Source organism: Kitasatospora paranensis, assembly GCF_039544005.1.
Taxonomy (GTDB): Bacteria; Actinomycetota; Actinomycetes; order Streptomycetales; family Streptomycetaceae; genus Kitasatospora; species Kitasatospora paranensis.
Genome location: NZ_BAABKV010000001.1, coordinates 4,013,599 through 4,027,395 on the forward strand (window position 1 = coordinate 4,013,599; position 13,797 = coordinate 4,027,395).

18 protein-coding genes and 2 pseudogenes are annotated in these 13,797 nt (G+C 75.3%); 10 read left to right on the forward strand and 10 right to left on the reverse strand.

Annotated elements, in window-relative coordinates:
* Positions 1-160: 160 nt before the first annotated feature.
* Positions 161-334 (reverse strand): annotated as a pseudogene (locus tag ABEB13_RS40615) (helix-turn-helix domain-containing protein); the annotation flags it as partial.
* A 183-nt stretch (positions 335-517) separates the two neighbouring features.
* Here ABEB13_RS40615 and ABEB13_RS19285 point away from each other — a divergent pair.
* On the forward strand, positions 518-1,675 hold the full coding sequence (locus ABEB13_RS19285) for an acyl-CoA dehydrogenase family protein (RefSeq protein ID WP_345706489.1): 1,158 nt from the start codon (positions 518-520) through the stop codon (positions 1,673-1,675).
* A gap of 93 nt (positions 1,676-1,768) precedes the next feature.
* On the opposite strand, the gene ABEB13_RS19290 is transcribed toward ABEB13_RS19285, so the two are convergent.
* Positions 1,769-2,035 (reverse strand): hypothetical protein, encoded by a 267-nt coding sequence (locus ABEB13_RS19290; RefSeq protein WP_345706490.1) that lies wholly within the window; start codon positions 2,033-2,035, stop codon positions 1,769-1,771.
* 126 nt (positions 2,036-2,161) lie between these two features.
* On the opposite strand from ABEB13_RS19290, the gene ABEB13_RS19295 reads away from it, so the two are divergent.
* Entirely contained in the window at positions 2,162-2,494 is a 333-nt protein-coding gene (locus ABEB13_RS19295; RefSeq protein WP_345706491.1) for a cupin domain-containing protein, read from the forward strand.
* A gap of 43 nt (positions 2,495-2,537) precedes the next feature.
* Here ABEB13_RS19295 and ABEB13_RS19300 read toward each other — a convergent pair whose 3' ends face one another.
* Both ABEB13_RS19300 and ABEB13_RS19305 read right to left on the reverse strand, forming a co-directional pair.
* On the reverse strand, positions 2,538-2,936 hold the full coding sequence (locus ABEB13_RS19300) for a TetR family transcriptional regulator C-terminal domain-containing protein (RefSeq protein WP_345706492.1): 399 nt from the start codon (positions 2,934-2,936) through the stop codon (positions 2,538-2,540).
* On the reverse strand, positions 2,819-3,136 hold the full coding sequence (locus ABEB13_RS19305) for a TetR/AcrR family transcriptional regulator (RefSeq protein ID WP_345706493.1): 318 nt from the start codon (positions 3,134-3,136) through the stop codon (positions 2,819-2,821). Before ABEB13_RS19305 ends, ABEB13_RS19300 begins: the two co-directional genes overlap by 118 nt.
* 110 nt (positions 3,137-3,246) lie before the next feature.
* On the opposite strand from ABEB13_RS19305, the gene ABEB13_RS19310 reads away from it, so the two are divergent.
* The 3 genes from ABEB13_RS19310 to ABEB13_RS19320 all read left to right on the forward strand — a co-directional run bounded on the left by ABEB13_RS19310 (position 3,247) and on the right by ABEB13_RS19320 (position 6,219).
* Positions 3,247-4,854, forward strand: a complete 1,608-nt coding sequence (locus tag ABEB13_RS19310; protein ID WP_345706494.1) for an MFS transporter — start codon at positions 3,247-3,249, stop codon at positions 4,852-4,854.
* 255 nt (positions 4,855-5,109) lie between these two features.
* Positions 5,110-5,388 (forward strand): Sec-independent protein translocase subunit TatA, encoded by a 279-nt coding sequence (tatA, locus tag ABEB13_RS19315; RefSeq protein WP_345706495.1) that lies wholly within the window; start codon positions 5,110-5,112, stop codon positions 5,386-5,388.
* A 288-nt stretch (positions 5,389-5,676) separates the two neighbouring features.
* Positions 5,677-6,219 (forward strand): potassium channel family protein, encoded by a 543-nt coding sequence (locus tag ABEB13_RS19320; protein WP_345706496.1) that lies wholly within the window; start codon positions 5,677-5,679, stop codon positions 6,217-6,219.
* A 42-nt stretch (positions 6,220-6,261) separates the two neighbouring features.
* On the opposite strand, the gene ABEB13_RS19325 is transcribed toward ABEB13_RS19320, so the two are convergent.
* From ABEB13_RS19325 to ABEB13_RS19335, 3 genes and pseudogenes are all read right to left on the reverse strand, one after another.
* Positions 6,262-7,767: a protein kinase domain-containing protein gene (locus tag ABEB13_RS19325; RefSeq protein WP_345706497.1), complete on the reverse strand. Its 1,506-nt coding sequence runs from the start codon at positions 7,765-7,767 to the stop codon at positions 6,262-6,264.
* Positions 7,768-8,080: 313 nt separating this feature from the next.
* A complete protein-coding gene (locus tag ABEB13_RS19330) occupies positions 8,081-8,677 on the reverse strand; it encodes a hypothetical protein (protein ID WP_345706498.1) in 597 nt (198 codons plus the stop codon).
* 283 nt (positions 8,678-8,960) lie between these two features.
* Positions 8,961-9,538 (reverse strand): annotated as a pseudogene (locus ABEB13_RS19335) (RNA polymerase sigma factor); the annotation flags it as partial.
* Between the two features lie 224 nt (positions 9,539-9,762).
* On the opposite strand from ABEB13_RS19335, the gene ABEB13_RS19340 reads away from it, so the two are divergent.
* Both ABEB13_RS19340 and ABEB13_RS19345 read left to right on the forward strand, forming a co-directional pair.
* Entirely contained in the window at positions 9,763-10,329 is a 567-nt protein-coding gene (locus tag ABEB13_RS19340; protein ID WP_345706499.1) for a hypothetical protein, read from the forward strand.
* A gap of 32 nt (positions 10,330-10,361) precedes the next feature.
* A complete protein-coding gene (locus tag ABEB13_RS19345; protein WP_345706500.1) occupies positions 10,362-10,562 on the forward strand; it encodes a hypothetical protein in 201 nt (66 codons plus the stop codon).
* A 48-nt stretch (positions 10,563-10,610) separates the two neighbouring features.
* Here the strand turns inward: ABEB13_RS19345 and ABEB13_RS19350 are convergent, their stop codons facing one another.
* Complete coding sequence (locus ABEB13_RS19350) at positions 10,611-10,787, reverse strand: hypothetical protein (RefSeq protein WP_345706501.1); 177 nt, start codon at positions 10,785-10,787, stop codon at positions 10,611-10,613.
* On the opposite strand from ABEB13_RS19350, the gene ABEB13_RS19355 reads away from it, so the two are divergent.
* From ABEB13_RS19355 to ABEB13_RS19365, 3 genes are all read left to right on the forward strand, one after another.
* Complete coding sequence (locus tag ABEB13_RS19355; RefSeq protein ID WP_345709733.1) at positions 10,702-11,301, forward strand: TetR/AcrR family transcriptional regulator; 600 nt, start codon at positions 10,702-10,704, stop codon at positions 11,299-11,301. The genes ABEB13_RS19350 and ABEB13_RS19355 overlap by 86 nt on opposite strands.
* 31 nt (positions 11,302-11,332) lie before the next feature.
* Positions 11,333-12,034 carry a tyrosine-protein phosphatase gene (locus tag ABEB13_RS19360; protein ID WP_345706502.1) on the forward strand — a complete coding sequence of 234 codons (702 nt, stop codon included), beginning with the start codon at positions 11,333-11,335 and terminating at the stop codon, positions 12,032-12,034.
* Positions 12,035-12,098: 64 nt separating this feature from the next.
* A complete protein-coding gene (locus ABEB13_RS19365) occupies positions 12,099-12,803 on the forward strand; it encodes a class I SAM-dependent DNA methyltransferase (protein WP_345706503.1) in 705 nt (234 codons plus the stop codon).
* Positions 12,804-12,822: 19 nt separating this feature from the next.
* Here ABEB13_RS19365 and ABEB13_RS19370 read toward each other — a convergent pair whose 3' ends face one another.
* Together ABEB13_RS19370 and ABEB13_RS19375 are read right to left on the reverse strand one after the other, a co-directional pair.
* Complete coding sequence (locus ABEB13_RS19370) at positions 12,823-13,317, reverse strand: NUDIX domain-containing protein (protein WP_345706504.1); 495 nt, start codon at positions 13,315-13,317, stop codon at positions 12,823-12,825.
* Between the two features lie 122 nt (positions 13,318-13,439).
* A complete protein-coding gene (locus ABEB13_RS19375) occupies positions 13,440-13,718 on the reverse strand; it encodes a hypothetical protein (RefSeq protein ID WP_345706505.1) in 279 nt (92 codons plus the stop codon).
* Positions 13,719-13,797: the final 79 nt, after the last annotated feature.

The following is a 13,797-nucleotide window of genomic DNA, read 5'->3' on the forward strand; positions in this document are numbered from 1 at the left end:
CGGGCAGCAGCCGGGCGTCGCGCTGCCAGAGGGTGCCCAGCGCGCGGTGGTCGACGGCGGCCGCGGCGAGCCCGGCGCAGAGTCCGGCGACACCGCCGGGCCGCGGGCGGACGGCGGCGTGCAGCACGGCCAGCTCCGACTCGACGGCGCGGAGCAGGAGTTCGGGCTTGCTGCGGAAGTGCCGGTAGAGCGCCGGGGCGGTGATGCCGACCTCGGCCGCGACCTCGGCCATCGACACCCCGTGGTAGCCGTGGCGGTGGAACTGCCCGCACGCGGCGGCCAGGATCTGCGCCCGCCGCCCGGGAGGCCGCCGGATGACCGTCCGCTCCGCCACCGCGCTCCCCTCGCCCTCGCCCGCCCGTCCCGCAGGTCGTCCGCAGGCCGTCCCGAAGAGGCTAGCAAGCGTTCACTTGTACGCCGCTCAGCTGCACGGGAGCGGGTGCGGGAACGCTGGACAGGCCAAGCTACCCGCGATTAACTTGTGGGGCGATCAGTCGCCGAGCGAAAGGAGCGCCACGTGCGCCGGACGGTGTTCAACGAGGACCACGAGGCGTTCCGGGCGACCATCCGGGACTTCATCGCCAAGGAGGTCGTCCCGGTCTACGAGAGCTGGGAGGAGGCGGGCCACCCGCCGCGCGACTTCTACCGCAAGCTCGGCGCGCTCGGCGTCTACGGCATCGAGGTCCCCGAGGAGTTCGGCGGCGCGGGCGAGTCCGGCTTCAAGTACCAGGCCGTGGTGACCGAGGAGGTCGCCCGCGCCGGCGTCTCCTTCGGCTCCTCCGGCGTGCACACCGGCCTGGTCCTGCCCTACCTGCTGGAGTACGCGAACGAGGAGCAGAAGCAGCGCTGGCTGCCCGGCTTCGTCTCCGGCGACATCATGACGGCGATCGCCATGACCGAGCCCGGTGCCGGCTCCGACCTGGCGGGCATCAGCACCACGGCGAAGCTCTCCGAGGACGGCACCCACTACGTCCTCAACGGCGCCAAGACCTTCATCACCGGCGGCGTCCTCGCCGACCTCGTGCTCGTCGTCGCCCGCACGGCGCCGTACGACCCGGCGAACCGCCGCGCGGGCCTGTCGATCCTCTGTGTGGACACCGCCTCCGAGGGCTACACCGTCGGCCGCAAGCTGCAGAAGATCGGCCTGCGCACCTCGGACACCGCGGAGCTGTCCTTCAGCGACGTCAAGGTGCCGGTCGGCGACCTGCTCGGCGAGGAGGGCAGGGCCTTCACCTACCTCACCCACAATCTGGTGCAGGAGCGGCTCGCCATCGCGGTCGGCGCGTACGCGGCGGCGGCGGCCGCGGTGCGCTTCGCGGTGCAGTACGTGAAGGACCGCAAGGTCTTCGGTCAGGCGGTCGCCGAGTTCCAGAACACCAAGTTCACCCTGGCCGACTGCGAGGCCCAGGTGGTCGCCCAGCAGTCGATGGTCGACCGCGCGCTGGAGCTCTACCAGGTCGGCGGACTGACGGTCGCGGACGCCGCGGCGGCCAAGCTGTTCTGCACCGAGTCGGCCTCCGAGGTGATCGACAAGTGCCTCCAGCTGCACGGCGGCTACGGCTACATCCTGGAGTACCCGATCGCTCGCCTCTACACCGACAACCGCGTCTTCCGGATCTACGGCGGCACTAGCGAGGTCATGAAGACGATCATCGCCAAGTCGCTCGGCCTGTAGGGGCGCGCTGCGGGCCGACCGGCCCGGGCGTGCCGCCGGGCAGCACACCGCCGGCGGGGTGGCAGGGCCAGGCCGCCGGCGGGGTGGCCGGGTTCAGTTGCTGGACGTCCGGGCCTCGGTGCGCCATGCCTCCATCCCGGCCAGGGAGGCGGCCTTGGCCTGCTGCATCGCCTTGGCCGCCATCGCGGAGGGCGGGGTCTCCAGCTGCTGGACCCACCCCCGCCCCGCCGAGGCGAGGGCGGTCACGAGGAGCGCCGTGCCGGTCAGGGCGAGGACCGTGCCGACCCCGGACAGCACCGCGCCGGTGGCCAGCAGACTGCGGTTGACTTGGAACTGGGTGAATCGCTGATTGGTCGCCATGGATCCACGATCGGACGGCCCCGGCGGCCGCGCATCCCGGCTGGCCCATCCGGAGGGTCCGCCCGGCGCGCGGGGGCGGCGGGCGGTGCCTAGGGTGTTCCCGACGGATCACCCAAGGAGCCCGCGATGCCCGAACCCGCCCGCGCCGACCTCGGGGCGATCGCCGAGGAGCACGCCGCCCTCGCCGCCGCCAGCCCGCACGGGCGCAGCGCCCACCTGCTGCTGCACGACGGCGTCCTGCGGCAGACCGTGATCGCCCTGACCGCCGGCAGCTCGCTGGACGAGCACAACGCGCCGGTCGCCGCCAGCCTCCAGGTCCTGCGCGGCAAGGTGTCGCTCACCATCGCCGGCCGCCGCCAGGACGTGGCCGCCGGCGAGCTGCACGGCATCCCGCAGGAACGCCACGGCCTGCTCGCCCACGTGGACTCGGTGGTCCTGCTCACCGTCGTCACCGCCTGACGCCCGATGCGGAGCGGGCCCGTCCGTGCGGCCGTGCTCCGCATCAGCCGACGGGGGCCGCCCTGAAGCCTGCCAGCACGTCGGTGCCGACCAGCCGCAAGCCGCGGAGGAACTCCCGGCCGTCCGGCGCCAGCTCGGGCGAGACCAGCCACTGGGCGGCCAGCCCGGCGAGCAGCGCCTGGTAGAAGGTGCCGCGGGTCAGTTGCTCGGGGGTGTCCGGCACCTCGGCGACGCCCTGGAAGATGGCCGCCAGGCCGAGCCGTCCCTCCCGCTGCACCGCGGTGAGCGCCTCGCCCAGCTCGGGCGCGTTCCGGATCTGCGCGATCATCTCGAACTGGACGGCCCACAGCCCCGGGTGCTCGGCGAAGCTCGCCAGTACGCCGTCCCAGCCCGCGACGAAGCGCTCCTCGGGGTCGGTCTGCGCGCCGAGGCCGGCCAGCACCTGACCGACCGCGTCCCCCACTCGCCCAGCGCCTGGATGGTCGCCTGGGTGAGCAGCGCCTCCTTGGACCCGTAGTGGTAGCCGATGGCGGCCAGGCTCACGCCCGCGGCGGAGGCGATGTCCCGGGCGGTGGTGCGCCCGTAGCCCTTCTCGTACAGGCAGCGCTTGGCGCCGGCCAGCAGATCCTCGCGATTTCCCATGGCCCCGATGCTACGTCAGGGCTGTACGGATGTCTTGCACGAACGAGCGAGACAAATGATTTAGACGCTTGTACTAGACGAGCGTGTGACACATCCGTACAGTCGTCCCCATGACCGCAACCCACGGCCTCGCCGGCCGACGCGCCTGGGCGGGCCTCGCCGTCCTCCTGCTGCCGACTGTCGTCCTCACCATGGACATGGGCGTGCTGTTCTTCGCCGTCCCCTTCATCTCCACCGATCTGCGGCCGAGCGGCACGCAGCAGCTGTGGATCATGGACATGTACTCGTTCCTGCTGGCCGCCCTGCTGATCCCGATGGGGGCGCTGGGCGACCGGATCGGGCGGCGCCGGCTGCTGACGGCGGGCACCGCGGCGTTCGCGGCGGTCTCCCTGCTGGCCGCCCACGCCGACGGGGCGGGACAGCTGATCGCCGCCCGGGCCGCGCTGGGCATCGCCGGAGCGACCGTGATGCCCTCCACGCTCGCTCTGATCCGCGGCATGTTCCACGACCCGCGGCAGCGGCAGACCGCCCTCGGCATCTGGGGCGGCGCGCTCACCGGCGGTGCCACCCTTGGCCCGGTCGTCGGCGGACTGCTGCTGGACCGCTTCTGGTGGGGCTCGGTGTTCCTGGTCGCGGTGCCGGTGATGCTGCTGGTCGCGGCCGTCGCCCCCGTCCTGTTGCCCGAGCAGCGCACCCCGGCGGCCGGCCGGTTCGACCTGCCGGGGGCCGGCCTGTCGATCGCCGCGATGCTGCCCCTCGTCTACGGCATCAAGACGCTCTCGGTGGACGGCTGGCGTCCACTGCCCGCCGTGAGTGTCGCGGCGGGGCTGCTGTTCGGCGCCGCCCTGGTGGTGCGGCTGCGGCGGGCGGCCCACCCGCTGCTCGACCCCCGGCTGTTCCGGGTCCGGGCCTTCCGCGGGGCGATCACCGTCAACACCGTCGCGATGTTCGCGATGATGGGCTTCACCCTCTTCACCTCGCAGTACCTGCAGCTGGTGAAGGGCATGAGTCCGCTCACCGCCGCGCTCTGGGCGCTGCTGCCCTCGGTCGGCGTCGGCGCTGCCGTCGGCACCGTCGGCGCGCTCGCCGGCAAGGTTCGGCCCGCCCCGCTGATGGCCGGCGGTTTCCTGCTCGCCGCGGCCGGCTTCGGTCTGATGACACAGGCCGGCGTGGACTCGCCGCTCTGGGTGGTGCTCACCGCCGCCGGCGTGATCGCGGCGGGCTCGGTCGGCACGATGACGCTCACCGCGGAGATGGTGCTCACGGCCGCCCCCGCCGAGCAGACCGGCGCGGCCTCGGCCACCTCGGAGACCGCCACCGAGCTGGGCAGTTCCCTGGGCATCGCGATCCTGGGCGCGGCGGGTGCCGCGGTCTACGGCGCCCGGCTGGACGGCCGGCTCCCCGCGGGACTGCCGGCGGGTGCCGCCCGGGCGGCGCACGACACGCTGGGCGGCGCCGTCACGGTCGCCGGGCGGCTCGGCGGCGACGCCGGCGCGCAGCTGCTGGCCGTCACCCGGTCGGCGTTCGCCGACGGGATGCACCTGGCGGCCGTGGTCGGCGTCGTCCTGATGGCGGGCACCGCGCTGGCCGCCGCCCGGATGACGGGGCACCTGCCGGCCGGCGCGGCGACCGAGGCCCCGGCGGGCGACACGGGTGCCGGGGACACGGACGCCGGGGGCGCGGCGGCGCTCCGGCCGGCCGGCCACCCGGCCGTCTGAGCCGGACCGGCGGACGAGCAGCCCGCGCACCCTGTGGAGCCCCGGCCGGCGGCCGGGGCTCCCGGCCTTCCGTGGCGGGGCCTCCGGCACCCCCAGTGGTCCAGACCACCCCCGGCTGATCACCTGCTTTTTGACCACGGTTTCCGGGCCGGTGTATACGTTCGCCGACTCCGCCAGGCATACTGGCCGGAGCCGGGCAACCCCGTCCGGCACCCAGAAATGACGAGAACTCCTCGGAAGGACCGGTGGTCAGGGATGTTCCGTAACGGTCTCGAGCCCTGGCACATCCTCGTGATGGTGGCAGTGCTCGTCCTGCTTTTCGGCTCGAAGAAGCTCCCCGAGATGGCCCGTGGACTGGGCAAGTCCATGCGCATCCTCAAGGCCGAGACCAAGGCGCTCCGCGAGGACGACGCCCCGGCCGAGGCGCAGAACTCCACGGCCTCCTCGACCCCGGCCGATCAGCCGCGCCCGGCGGTGAACCCGAGCAGCATCACCACGGCAGCCGAGACCAACAAGTCGGCCACCAGCGCCTGAGCCTTCCCCGGAGCCGCCGGTACGTCACCCGACGTGCCGGCGGCTCCGGCATTCCCCGACTGGCCGCCGCCCGCGGCCCGGTGTGTGCTGGGATCCACCGCACGCACCAGCCGAAGGGCAGCCGATGGCCGACAGCACGCCGGACGGCCTCCCCGGTCCGGGCGCCGACCCCCTCCGGCGGCGTCCGGACCGGCAGCCGTTCCGGACCGCCCGGACCGCCCCGGCCACCCGGCCGGAGCAGCCGGGCGGGCGGTCGGACGCCCGTGCGGCGCAACCGGGCCGTGCCCGATGAACCCGCGCGCCCCGGGCCCGTACCGGGAGCTGCCCGCCTGGGGGCTCGGCGCACTGATCGGCGGCCCGGCGCTGATGGTGGCGCTCTGGGGCGTCCTGCCGCTGGGCGTGTTCGGCCCGCATCATCCGACCCTCAGCTGGGTGTCCTTCGTGGCGGCGCTGGCCCTGCTGGCCGGCATGCTGCTCCGCCAGGTGCGGGCCGAGCTGAGCGGCCGCGCGGGCCACCCCGCCCTGGTGATCGTGCAGCTGATCGCCGCGTCCGTGGTCATCTTCGCCACCACCTACCTGGCGCTCTCCCGGGACGGGCAGTTCCACGGCTTGCACACCAAGATCGACGCGCTCTACTTCACCGTGGTCACACTCGCCACGGTCGGCTACGGCGACGTCGCCCCCACCGGGCAGGAGGCCCGGGTGGTGGTGATGCTGCAGATCCTCTACTCCCTGGTCTTCCTGACCACGGGGGCGGCCTCGGTCAGCCGGCGGCTGCGCAGCCGGGTCGGGTCGCAGCTGCGCGTCGGCACTCCGCCGCACGGGGACTGAACGGCGCTCAACCGGCGTTCTGCTGGTGGCCGAGCGTGCCGATCACCGTGCCGAGCCGGGACTGCCAGTCCTGCCCGGTGGCGCTGTCGACCGCGTGCCGCTTGACCAGGTCGCGGACGACCTTCTGGGCGGCGTGGAGCCGCTGCACCGCGTCGTCCGGGTGGTGGTTGGCCACGGCCGTCGAGGCGCTGTCGAGCAGCCCGAGCAGGACGGCCTTCCGGTCGCGGTCCTTGGGCATGTCGGTGCCCGCGACGTCCTGGCGCAGCTGCAGCAGCTGGAGCGCGGCGCCCGGCTTGGCGGTGGGCGACGGCTCGGCCGTCGGCGTCGGGTCGGCGCTGCTCGCAGCCGGGCTCGCGGCGGTCGACGGGCCGGCGGAGAGGGCGCCTGGGCGCCGGGGGTGGCGGCGGACGCTCTGCCGGCGGGCGGCCCGCCGAACGCGAGGACACCGGCGACCACCGCGGCCGCGACCACCGCCACGCCGGCACCCGCGAACAGCCAGGGGCTGCGGCCGGCCGGCTGCTCCGGCCCGGGCTCCGGCTCGTCGTGGTACGGGCGGCCGAGCGCCGACGGCGGTGCCGTCGGCGGCAGCACCGAGGTGCGGTTCGGCTCCGAGTACGGGTGTCCGCCGAACCCGGCCGCGGCCGGGAAGCCCGGCGAAGCGGCGGCCGCGGGCAGCACCTGGGTGGCCGCGCCGAGCAGTTCGGAGGTGCGGTCGGCGGCGGCCGCCACCGGGACGGCGGCCAGCAGCTCGGCCCGGGCGGCGGACGCGTGGGCCGGGCGGTCCTCCGGCTGCTTGGCGAGCAGCCGCATCACCGCGACGTCCAGCGCGGGCGGGATGCCGCCGCGGCGCACCGAGACCGGTGCCGGCTGCTCACTGACGTGCTTGAACGCGATGGCCACCGGCGTCTCGGCGGCGAACGGCGGCTCGCCGGTGAGCATCTCGACCAGGACGCAGCCGACCGCGTACAGGTCGGAGCGGCCGTCCAGCGGGGCGGCCGTGGCCTGCTCCGGCGAGAGGTAGGCGGCGGTGCCGAGCACGGTGGCCGTCTGGGTGAGCTGCTGCCCGGCGGAGGAGCCGGCCCGGGCTATGCCGAAGTCGACGACCTTCACCCCGCCGTCGTCGGTGATCATGATGTTGCCGGGCTTCACGTCGCGGTGCACCAGGCCGGCGCCGTGCGCGACCTCCAGGGCCTCGCAGACCGCTGCGGCGACGCCGACGGCCCGGTCCACCGGCAGCGGCCCCTGCTCCGCCAGCAGCCGGCCGAGCGTGCGGCCCTGCACCAGCTCCATGACGATGTACGGGGAGCCCTCGTCCACGCCGGAGTCGAAGACCATCACGATCCGCGGGTGCACCAGCATCGCGGCGTGCTGGGCCTCGCGGCCGAACCGCTCGGCGAACCGCGGGTCGTCCGCGAGGCCGCCGTTGAGCACCTTGACGGCCACCTGGCGGCCGAGCTGCCGGTCCACGCCCCGGTAGACGGTCGCCATGCCGCCGACGCCGAGTATCTCCACCAGCTCGTAGCGCCCGTTCAGCGCGCGTCCGATCACCGAACCGCTCCCCTCACATCCGTCGGCCGGGGCTCCGGTCCGCCTCGTGCTTCTGTGCACCCTAGCGGCCCGGCTTCCGGGCCCTGGTCGGCCGGCGGGGCGCGCCCGCATCCGTGCGGGGCCGAACCGCCCGCAGCGGCGGGCGGATCCGGATGGGCGGGGGACCCGGGGAGTACCCCCGCCCATCCGGAGCGGTTCCCGGGAGGCCGGTGGACACGGGGAGCCCACCGACCCCCGGAGTCGAGGGGGCGGAGCGGTCCGGACGGCCGACGGGCCCGGGGGTTTCGCCCGCCGACCGTCCGGAGTTGTGCGGTCACCCCGGGCCGGCACCGTCCTCGGTGCCGCCCCTGGTGACGGAGGGGAGAGGGGTCTTCGTCCGGTCGCCCTTGCCGGGGCCGGTGGTCGGCTCCCGGCCGGGGCTGCGGCTCGCGGAGGGGCTCGCCACCGTGGCCAGCACCGTGCAGTACGCGTCGACCCGATCGACCCCGCCGGCTGCCGCGACCAGCGGGGCGAACCGGAGGTCGGTGAGCAGGTCGCGGCGCCGGCCGGGGGCCTCGCGGTCGAGGTAGGCCCGGCAGAGCCCGGTGAGCTCGGGCAGCGCGGCCGGGCCGAGGGAGGCCGGTGCGCCGGGGGTGGTCGTCCCGGCGGAGGCCGAGGGACGTCCGGTGGCGTCCGGACGGCCGGACGTGCCGGCCGAGGGCGCGCCGCCGGAGCGGCGGCCGGGCCCGGCCGTGCCGGCCGTGGTGGCGTGCACGGCGGCCGGTGTGCGAGCGGCCGACGTACCGCCGCCGAGGGCGCGCGGCAGACCGCCGGTGCCCGCGGCGAACGCCACACCGCCCACGGCCGTGACGGCGAGCGCGGCGACGAGGGCCTTCACGGTGAAGGCCCTCCTGCGCGCGGCGTCCGCCACAGCTGCTCTCCCACTCTCCGGTACCGGTCGGCGACGAGCCTCCCGGAAGGCGGCCAGCGCCGCCCGCTCCCCGGGCAGTTCACCGTCGCCGGCAGGTGCTGCCGCGGCGGCGAGCAGCCCAGCGAGGGCCGCGTGACCGGTGAGGGGGCCTGACCGGCCTCCGAGCCGACCGCTCCCCGCCGAGCAGGCGCTCGGCGGTGTCGCGGTCGATCCGGCGGGATCGGTTCTTGCTCATCTCATGTCCTTCAGCGTCGCGGCCCGCGCGGGTGTCACACCCTGCGGCACGTTTTTCGGCGCCCTGCCGTGGCACCCCGGCCACCGCGCCGCCGGCCGGCTCCAGCAGCTTCGCGAGCCGCTTCAACCCGCGGTGGGCGGCCATCCGCACCGTGCCCGCCCGCTTGCCCAGCACCCGCGCCGCGCTCTCCGCGTCCAGGCCCAGCAGCACCCGCAGCAGCACCGCCTCCGCCTGGTCGCGCGGCAGCCGCCCGATCAGCGCCAGCGCGTCCGCAGTGGTCACCGACGCCAGCGCACTGCCTGCCGTGTCCTCGGCCGCGGCCAGCTCGACCAGCCGCTCCACCGGCAGGTCCGCCACCGGACGCCGCCGCATCCGGCGCAGGTGGTCCATCGCCCGGTTGCGGGCGATCGTGGCGACCCAGCCGCGGAAGCCGTCCGAATCGCCGCGGAACCCCCGAGATCGCGGGCCACCTGCAGCCAGGTCTCCGACGCGACGTCCTCCGCGTCCTCCGGGCGGCCGCCCACCAGCACACCCAGGTACCGGAGCAGACCCGGCTGGACGGCGCGGAACAGGTGACGGAAGGCCGCCTCGTCACCCTCCTGCGCCGCCCGGACGGCCGGGGCCAGATCGGCCCGCGGATCGGGCGGGTGCCCCGGAACAGGTGGTCGACACGGTGGGCCGCCGACGCCCGGCCCGGGGAGATCTGCACTGTGCACCCGCCCCATCATGGGCCATCCCCCGGGCGGTCCGCCGCAGGGGCCGCGACGCAGGTCACCGGACCGGGAGAGGACCTAAGTCCTGTCAGTGACTGCCGTTCGCCTGCGTCCGCCGGGGAGGACCCCGGCCTACCGTGGACATACAGGTCCAGACCAGTGCCGCCGGGCTCCGGCCGCACCCCGGCCTGCCCGCGCCCCGCCCGGTGTCCGCACCCCGGGTCGGCGCCTCCCGCCGCCGCGACCAGGAAGATGCGATGACGACCGCCCGGACGCTCTTCACCGAGGGGCTGCGCGACCACCTCGCGCCGGCCCTGCGCGCCCTGGGCCTCACCGGCTGGCGGCACTCCTTCAGCCTGCCCGACGAGGAGCAATGGGCCCTGCTGGGCATCGAGGTCGGCGCCGCCGACGACCTGCTGGTGCGCTACACCGTCACCCTCTCGATCACCCCGAAGGCGGCCTGGCCCGGCCCCGCCGTCCGGCCCGATCCCACCGTCGCCACCGGCCTGGAGTCGTGGCGCAGCCGGATCGGCGCGCTGATGCCGGTCGGCGAGGACGTCTGGTGGCAGGTGGCCCCCGGCCCGCGCTGGCTGGTCGGCGTCGAGGACACCGTCGCGGCTGTCCGGCACTACGGACTGCCGGAGCTGCTCCACCGGCTGGAGGCGCGGGCCGGGGCGGAGCCGTACCTCTCCCCGCCGAGCTGACGGACGTCAACGCGGCGCTGGAGCTCGCCGCGGTGCCCCGGATCCGGCGCGCCGAGCTCGCCGACAAGGCCCTGGAGCTGCACGGCGCCTGGCAGCGCGGCGACCTGGTGGCCCGGGAGGTGCTGCGCGGCGCGGCGGGCGGCTTCCTGTCGGTGGGCGACGAGCGGTTCACCGCCGTCCGCTGCCGGGACACCCGGGGGCGTGAGCTGTGGGTGTTCCCGGCGCCGGACTGATCCGGACAAACATTGACTGGATACAAATTTTTATCCCGTACACTTTCTTCATGAAGCCCCCGGCGCCGCCGCCCCGCCGACCTCGCTGCGCGAACGCAAGAAGCAGCAGACCCGCGCCAGGATCTCCGCCGCCGCGGCCCTGCTCTTCGTCGAGCGCGGCTTCGACGCCGTCTCCGTCGCCGAGGTCGCCGAGGCCGCCGAGGTGTCGAAGATGACGGTCTTCAACTATTTCCCGCACAAGGAGGAACTCTTCCTCGACCGGGCGCCGGAGGCCCTCGGCCTGGTCACCGCCGCCGTGCGGGGCCGGCCGGCCGGCACCGGCCCGCTGGCCGCGCTGCGCGACCTGGCACTGGACCTCGCCGAACGGCGGCACGCACTCGGCGGCATCGGCGACGACCTCCCGCCCTTCTGGCGGACGGTGCTGGGGTCGCCCGCGCTCCGCGCCCACGTCCGCGAGTTCACCGAGTCCCTGGAGGACCACCTCGCCGGACTGCTCGCCGCCGAGGGGGCACCGCCCGTCGAGGCCCGGTTCACCGCCGCACTCGGCACCACCGCGCTGCGCACCCTCCACACCGCGGCGGCCGGCCGCATCCTCGCGGGTGAGAGCGCCGACGCCGTCGCCGCCACCCACCCCGCCCTGATCGCCCGGACGTTCGCCGCGGCCGAGGCCGCCGCCGCCCGCTTCGCGACCGGGGAACCATCTGCGGGGGCCCGGGAGTCAGATCACCAGGAGGGCTGACCGGCCCTCGGATCACCAGGGGGACGGGGACATGACGGAGGATCGGCGGCTGGTCTGGGACGGCTGCCTCAACGTGCGCGAACTCGGCGGGCTGCCCACCGCCGACGGGCGGACGACCAGGCGCGGCGCGGTCGTGCGGGCCGACAACCTGGACCGGCTGACCGCCGAGGGCTGGGCCCACGTCCAGGAGTACGGCATACGCACCGTCGTCGACCTGCGCAACGAGGAGGAGTACCGGCCGCTGCTGGAGCGCCCGGCCGGCGTCGGACTCGTCCGGGTCCCGCTGGACGAACTCGCCGGGCCCGACTGGTGGGCCCGCTTCGGCGGGCTGGACGGCACACCGCTGGCCTTCCGCCCCTACCTCGACCACTGCCCGCAGGCGGTCGCCGCGGTGGTGGGCGCCGTCGCCGCCGCCCCGCCCGGCGGTGTCGTGGTGCACTGCGGGGCCGGCCGGGACCGCACCGGCCTCGCCGCCCTGGTGCTGCTCGCCGTCGCCGGGGTGACCACGGAGGCGATCGTCGACGACTACCTGCTGAGCGCCGACAACCTGCGGCCGCTCTGGGCGATGCTCGGCCGCCCCGACGAGACCGCCGCGATCGAGGCCGTCCTCGCCGACGCCGGGACGACCGCCGGGACGGCGCTGCGCGAGACCCTCGCCGAGTTCGACCCGGCCGGATACCTGCCCGCCGGTGACGCGGACGCCGTCCGCAGCCGCCTGGTGGCGGCGGGCTGAACCGGCCCCGGCGGCCGGATTTATCCGGTCGCCGGCGGGGCCGACGGCTGCCGATACTGCCTCCATGGTGAATTTCGCAGACTTCGACACCCGCGGCTACCCGATGGTCGACGTCCGGACGGGCTACGGACAGTGGGTCGACAGCTACGAGCAGACAGTCGAGGACGCGATGGACATCGCCGTCCTCGACCGGCTCGCCGTCCCGCGCTGGGAGGACGTCCGGCGCGCCGCCGACCTCGGCTGCGGCACCGGCCGGACAGGCGCCTGGCTGCGCGGGAAGGGCGCGGCCGCGGTCGACGGCGTCGACGTCACTCCGCAGATGCTCGCGGCCGCCCGGGCCCGCGGCGCCCACGACCGCCTGACGGAGGCCGACCTGGCCGACACCGGCCTGCCCGGTGCCGGGTACGACCTGGTGATCTCCTCGCTGGTCGACGAGCACCTGGCCGACCTCGGGCCGCTGTACCGCGAGGCGCACCGGCTGGCCCGGCCCGACGGGCTGTTCGTCCTGGTCGGGCTGCACCCGTACTTCATCATGGCCGCCGGGATGCCCACCCACTTCGACGGGGCGGACGGCGCACCCGTCGCCATCACCACCCACATCCACCTGGTCAGCGAGCACCTGACCGCCGGTCTCACGGCCGGCTGGCAGCTCGCCGAGATGCGCGAGGCGGTCGTGGACGACGCCTGGATCGCCCTGAAGCCGAAGTGGGAGCGCTACCGCAGCCACCCGGTCTCCGCCGCGTACGTCTGGCGCCGGACGGAGGGCTGAGACCGGGGCGCGCGACCGGTCAGAAGCCCGAGACCGGGCTGCTGACGATCCGGACCCTGCCGTCGGCCCGGGCCTGCAGACCTGCGGCCAGGCGCAGCGAGCGGGCGGGCCCGAGGAGTCGGAGCGCCTCGCCGGGCTCGGCCCAGCGGTGGGCGTCCAGCTCCCCGGCCGGCAGGGTGATCGGGGTGTCCGCGTCGATGGTGCCCAGGTCGAACAGGAAGTGGCAGGCGGGGTGGTCGAGTTCGGTCGACGGGTTCGTCCAGGCGACGGCCAGCAGCTCGCCGGCCTCCCGCTCGATGCCGGTCTCCTCCTGCAGCTCACGGCCGGCGCACTGCTGCGGGTTCTCACCGAGGTCCACGGTGCCGCCGACGAACTGCCAGTGCTCGCGGTAGCCGGCCTTGACGATCAGCACCCGGCCCTGCGGGTCGGTGATCAGGCATCCGGCGGCGGCGTAGACGCGGGGCAGCGAGGCCAGCCACTCCTCGCGGGACTGCAGCAGCGGGCTGTCGGACATGGGGCTCCTCGGATGGGCGGCCGCCCAGGCGGCGGCGTGCCCGCCCACTCTCCCGCATCGGCCGCCGGCCGCGCCCGGTGTTCACCGCGGGGCGCGGCCGGCGGCCGGCACGGACGCGTCCCTCAGTGCGCCGAGTGCCGCTCGGCGCCGCGGTGCCGGTGGCCCGGCAGCTCCACGTGGTGGGCCACGCCGTCCAGCGGTCCGGTGGCGGCGGCCATCCGGCGGCCGCCGTGGCCGAAGGCCTCGTCGCCGAAGTACGAACGGCGACCGGCGGCAGCCGGCCCGTCGGTGTGCAGCTGCGGGGCCAGGGGGGCCGGGTCGGTCGTCATGCCGCGGCGTTCGAGCAGCTCCTGGGTGCCGCGGCGGAGTCGGGTCATCTTGTCCGTCGAGCGCTTGGCCATCGTCGGCCTCCCTTCGGCGGCCCGGCCGCCCCGCCGGGGGACGGGGCGCGGTGACCGGCGGCCGCACGGGGTCTTATGT

What these genes read in the sequence shown, in the direction of transcription:
- ABEB13_RS19290 (WP_345706490.1), bottom strand. Translation starts at nt 2,035, where the DNA reads ATGGCGACCAATCAGCGATTCACCCAGTTCCAAGTCAACCGCAGTCTG.
- ABEB13_RS19295 (WP_345706491.1), top strand. Translation starts at nt 2,162, where the DNA reads ATGCCCGAACCCGCCCGCGCCGACCTCGGGGCGATCGCCGAGGAGCAC.
- ABEB13_RS19305 (WP_345706493.1), bottom strand. Translation starts at nt 3,136, where the DNA reads ATGGGAAATCGCGAGGATCTGCTGGCCGGCGCCAAGCGCTGCCTGTAC.
- ABEB13_RS19310 (WP_345706494.1), top strand. Translation starts at nt 3,247, where the DNA reads ATGACCGCAACCCACGGCCTCGCCGGCCGACGCGCCTGGGCGGGCCTC.
- tatA (WP_345706495.1), top strand. Translation starts at nt 5,110, where the DNA reads ATGTTCCGTAACGGTCTCGAGCCCTGGCACATCCTCGTGATGGTGGCA.
- ABEB13_RS19320 (WP_345706496.1), top strand. Translation starts at nt 5,677, where the DNA reads ATGAACCCGCGCGCCCCGGGCCCGTACCGGGAGCTGCCCGCCTGGGGG.
- ABEB13_RS19360 (WP_345706502.1), top strand. Translation starts at nt 11,333, where the DNA reads ATGACGGAGGATCGGCGGCTGGTCTGGGACGGCTGCCTCAACGTGCGC.
- ABEB13_RS19365 (WP_345706503.1), top strand. Translation starts at nt 12,099, where the DNA reads ATGGTGAATTTCGCAGACTTCGACACCCGCGGCTACCCGATGGTCGAC.
- ABEB13_RS19370 (WP_345706504.1), bottom strand. Translation starts at nt 13,317, where the DNA reads ATGTCCGACAGCCCGCTGCTGCAGTCCCGCGAGGAGTGGCTGGCCTCG.
- ABEB13_RS19375 (WP_345706505.1), bottom strand. Translation starts at nt 13,718, where the DNA reads ATGGCCAAGCGCTCGACGGACAAGATGACCCGACTCCGCCGCGGCACC.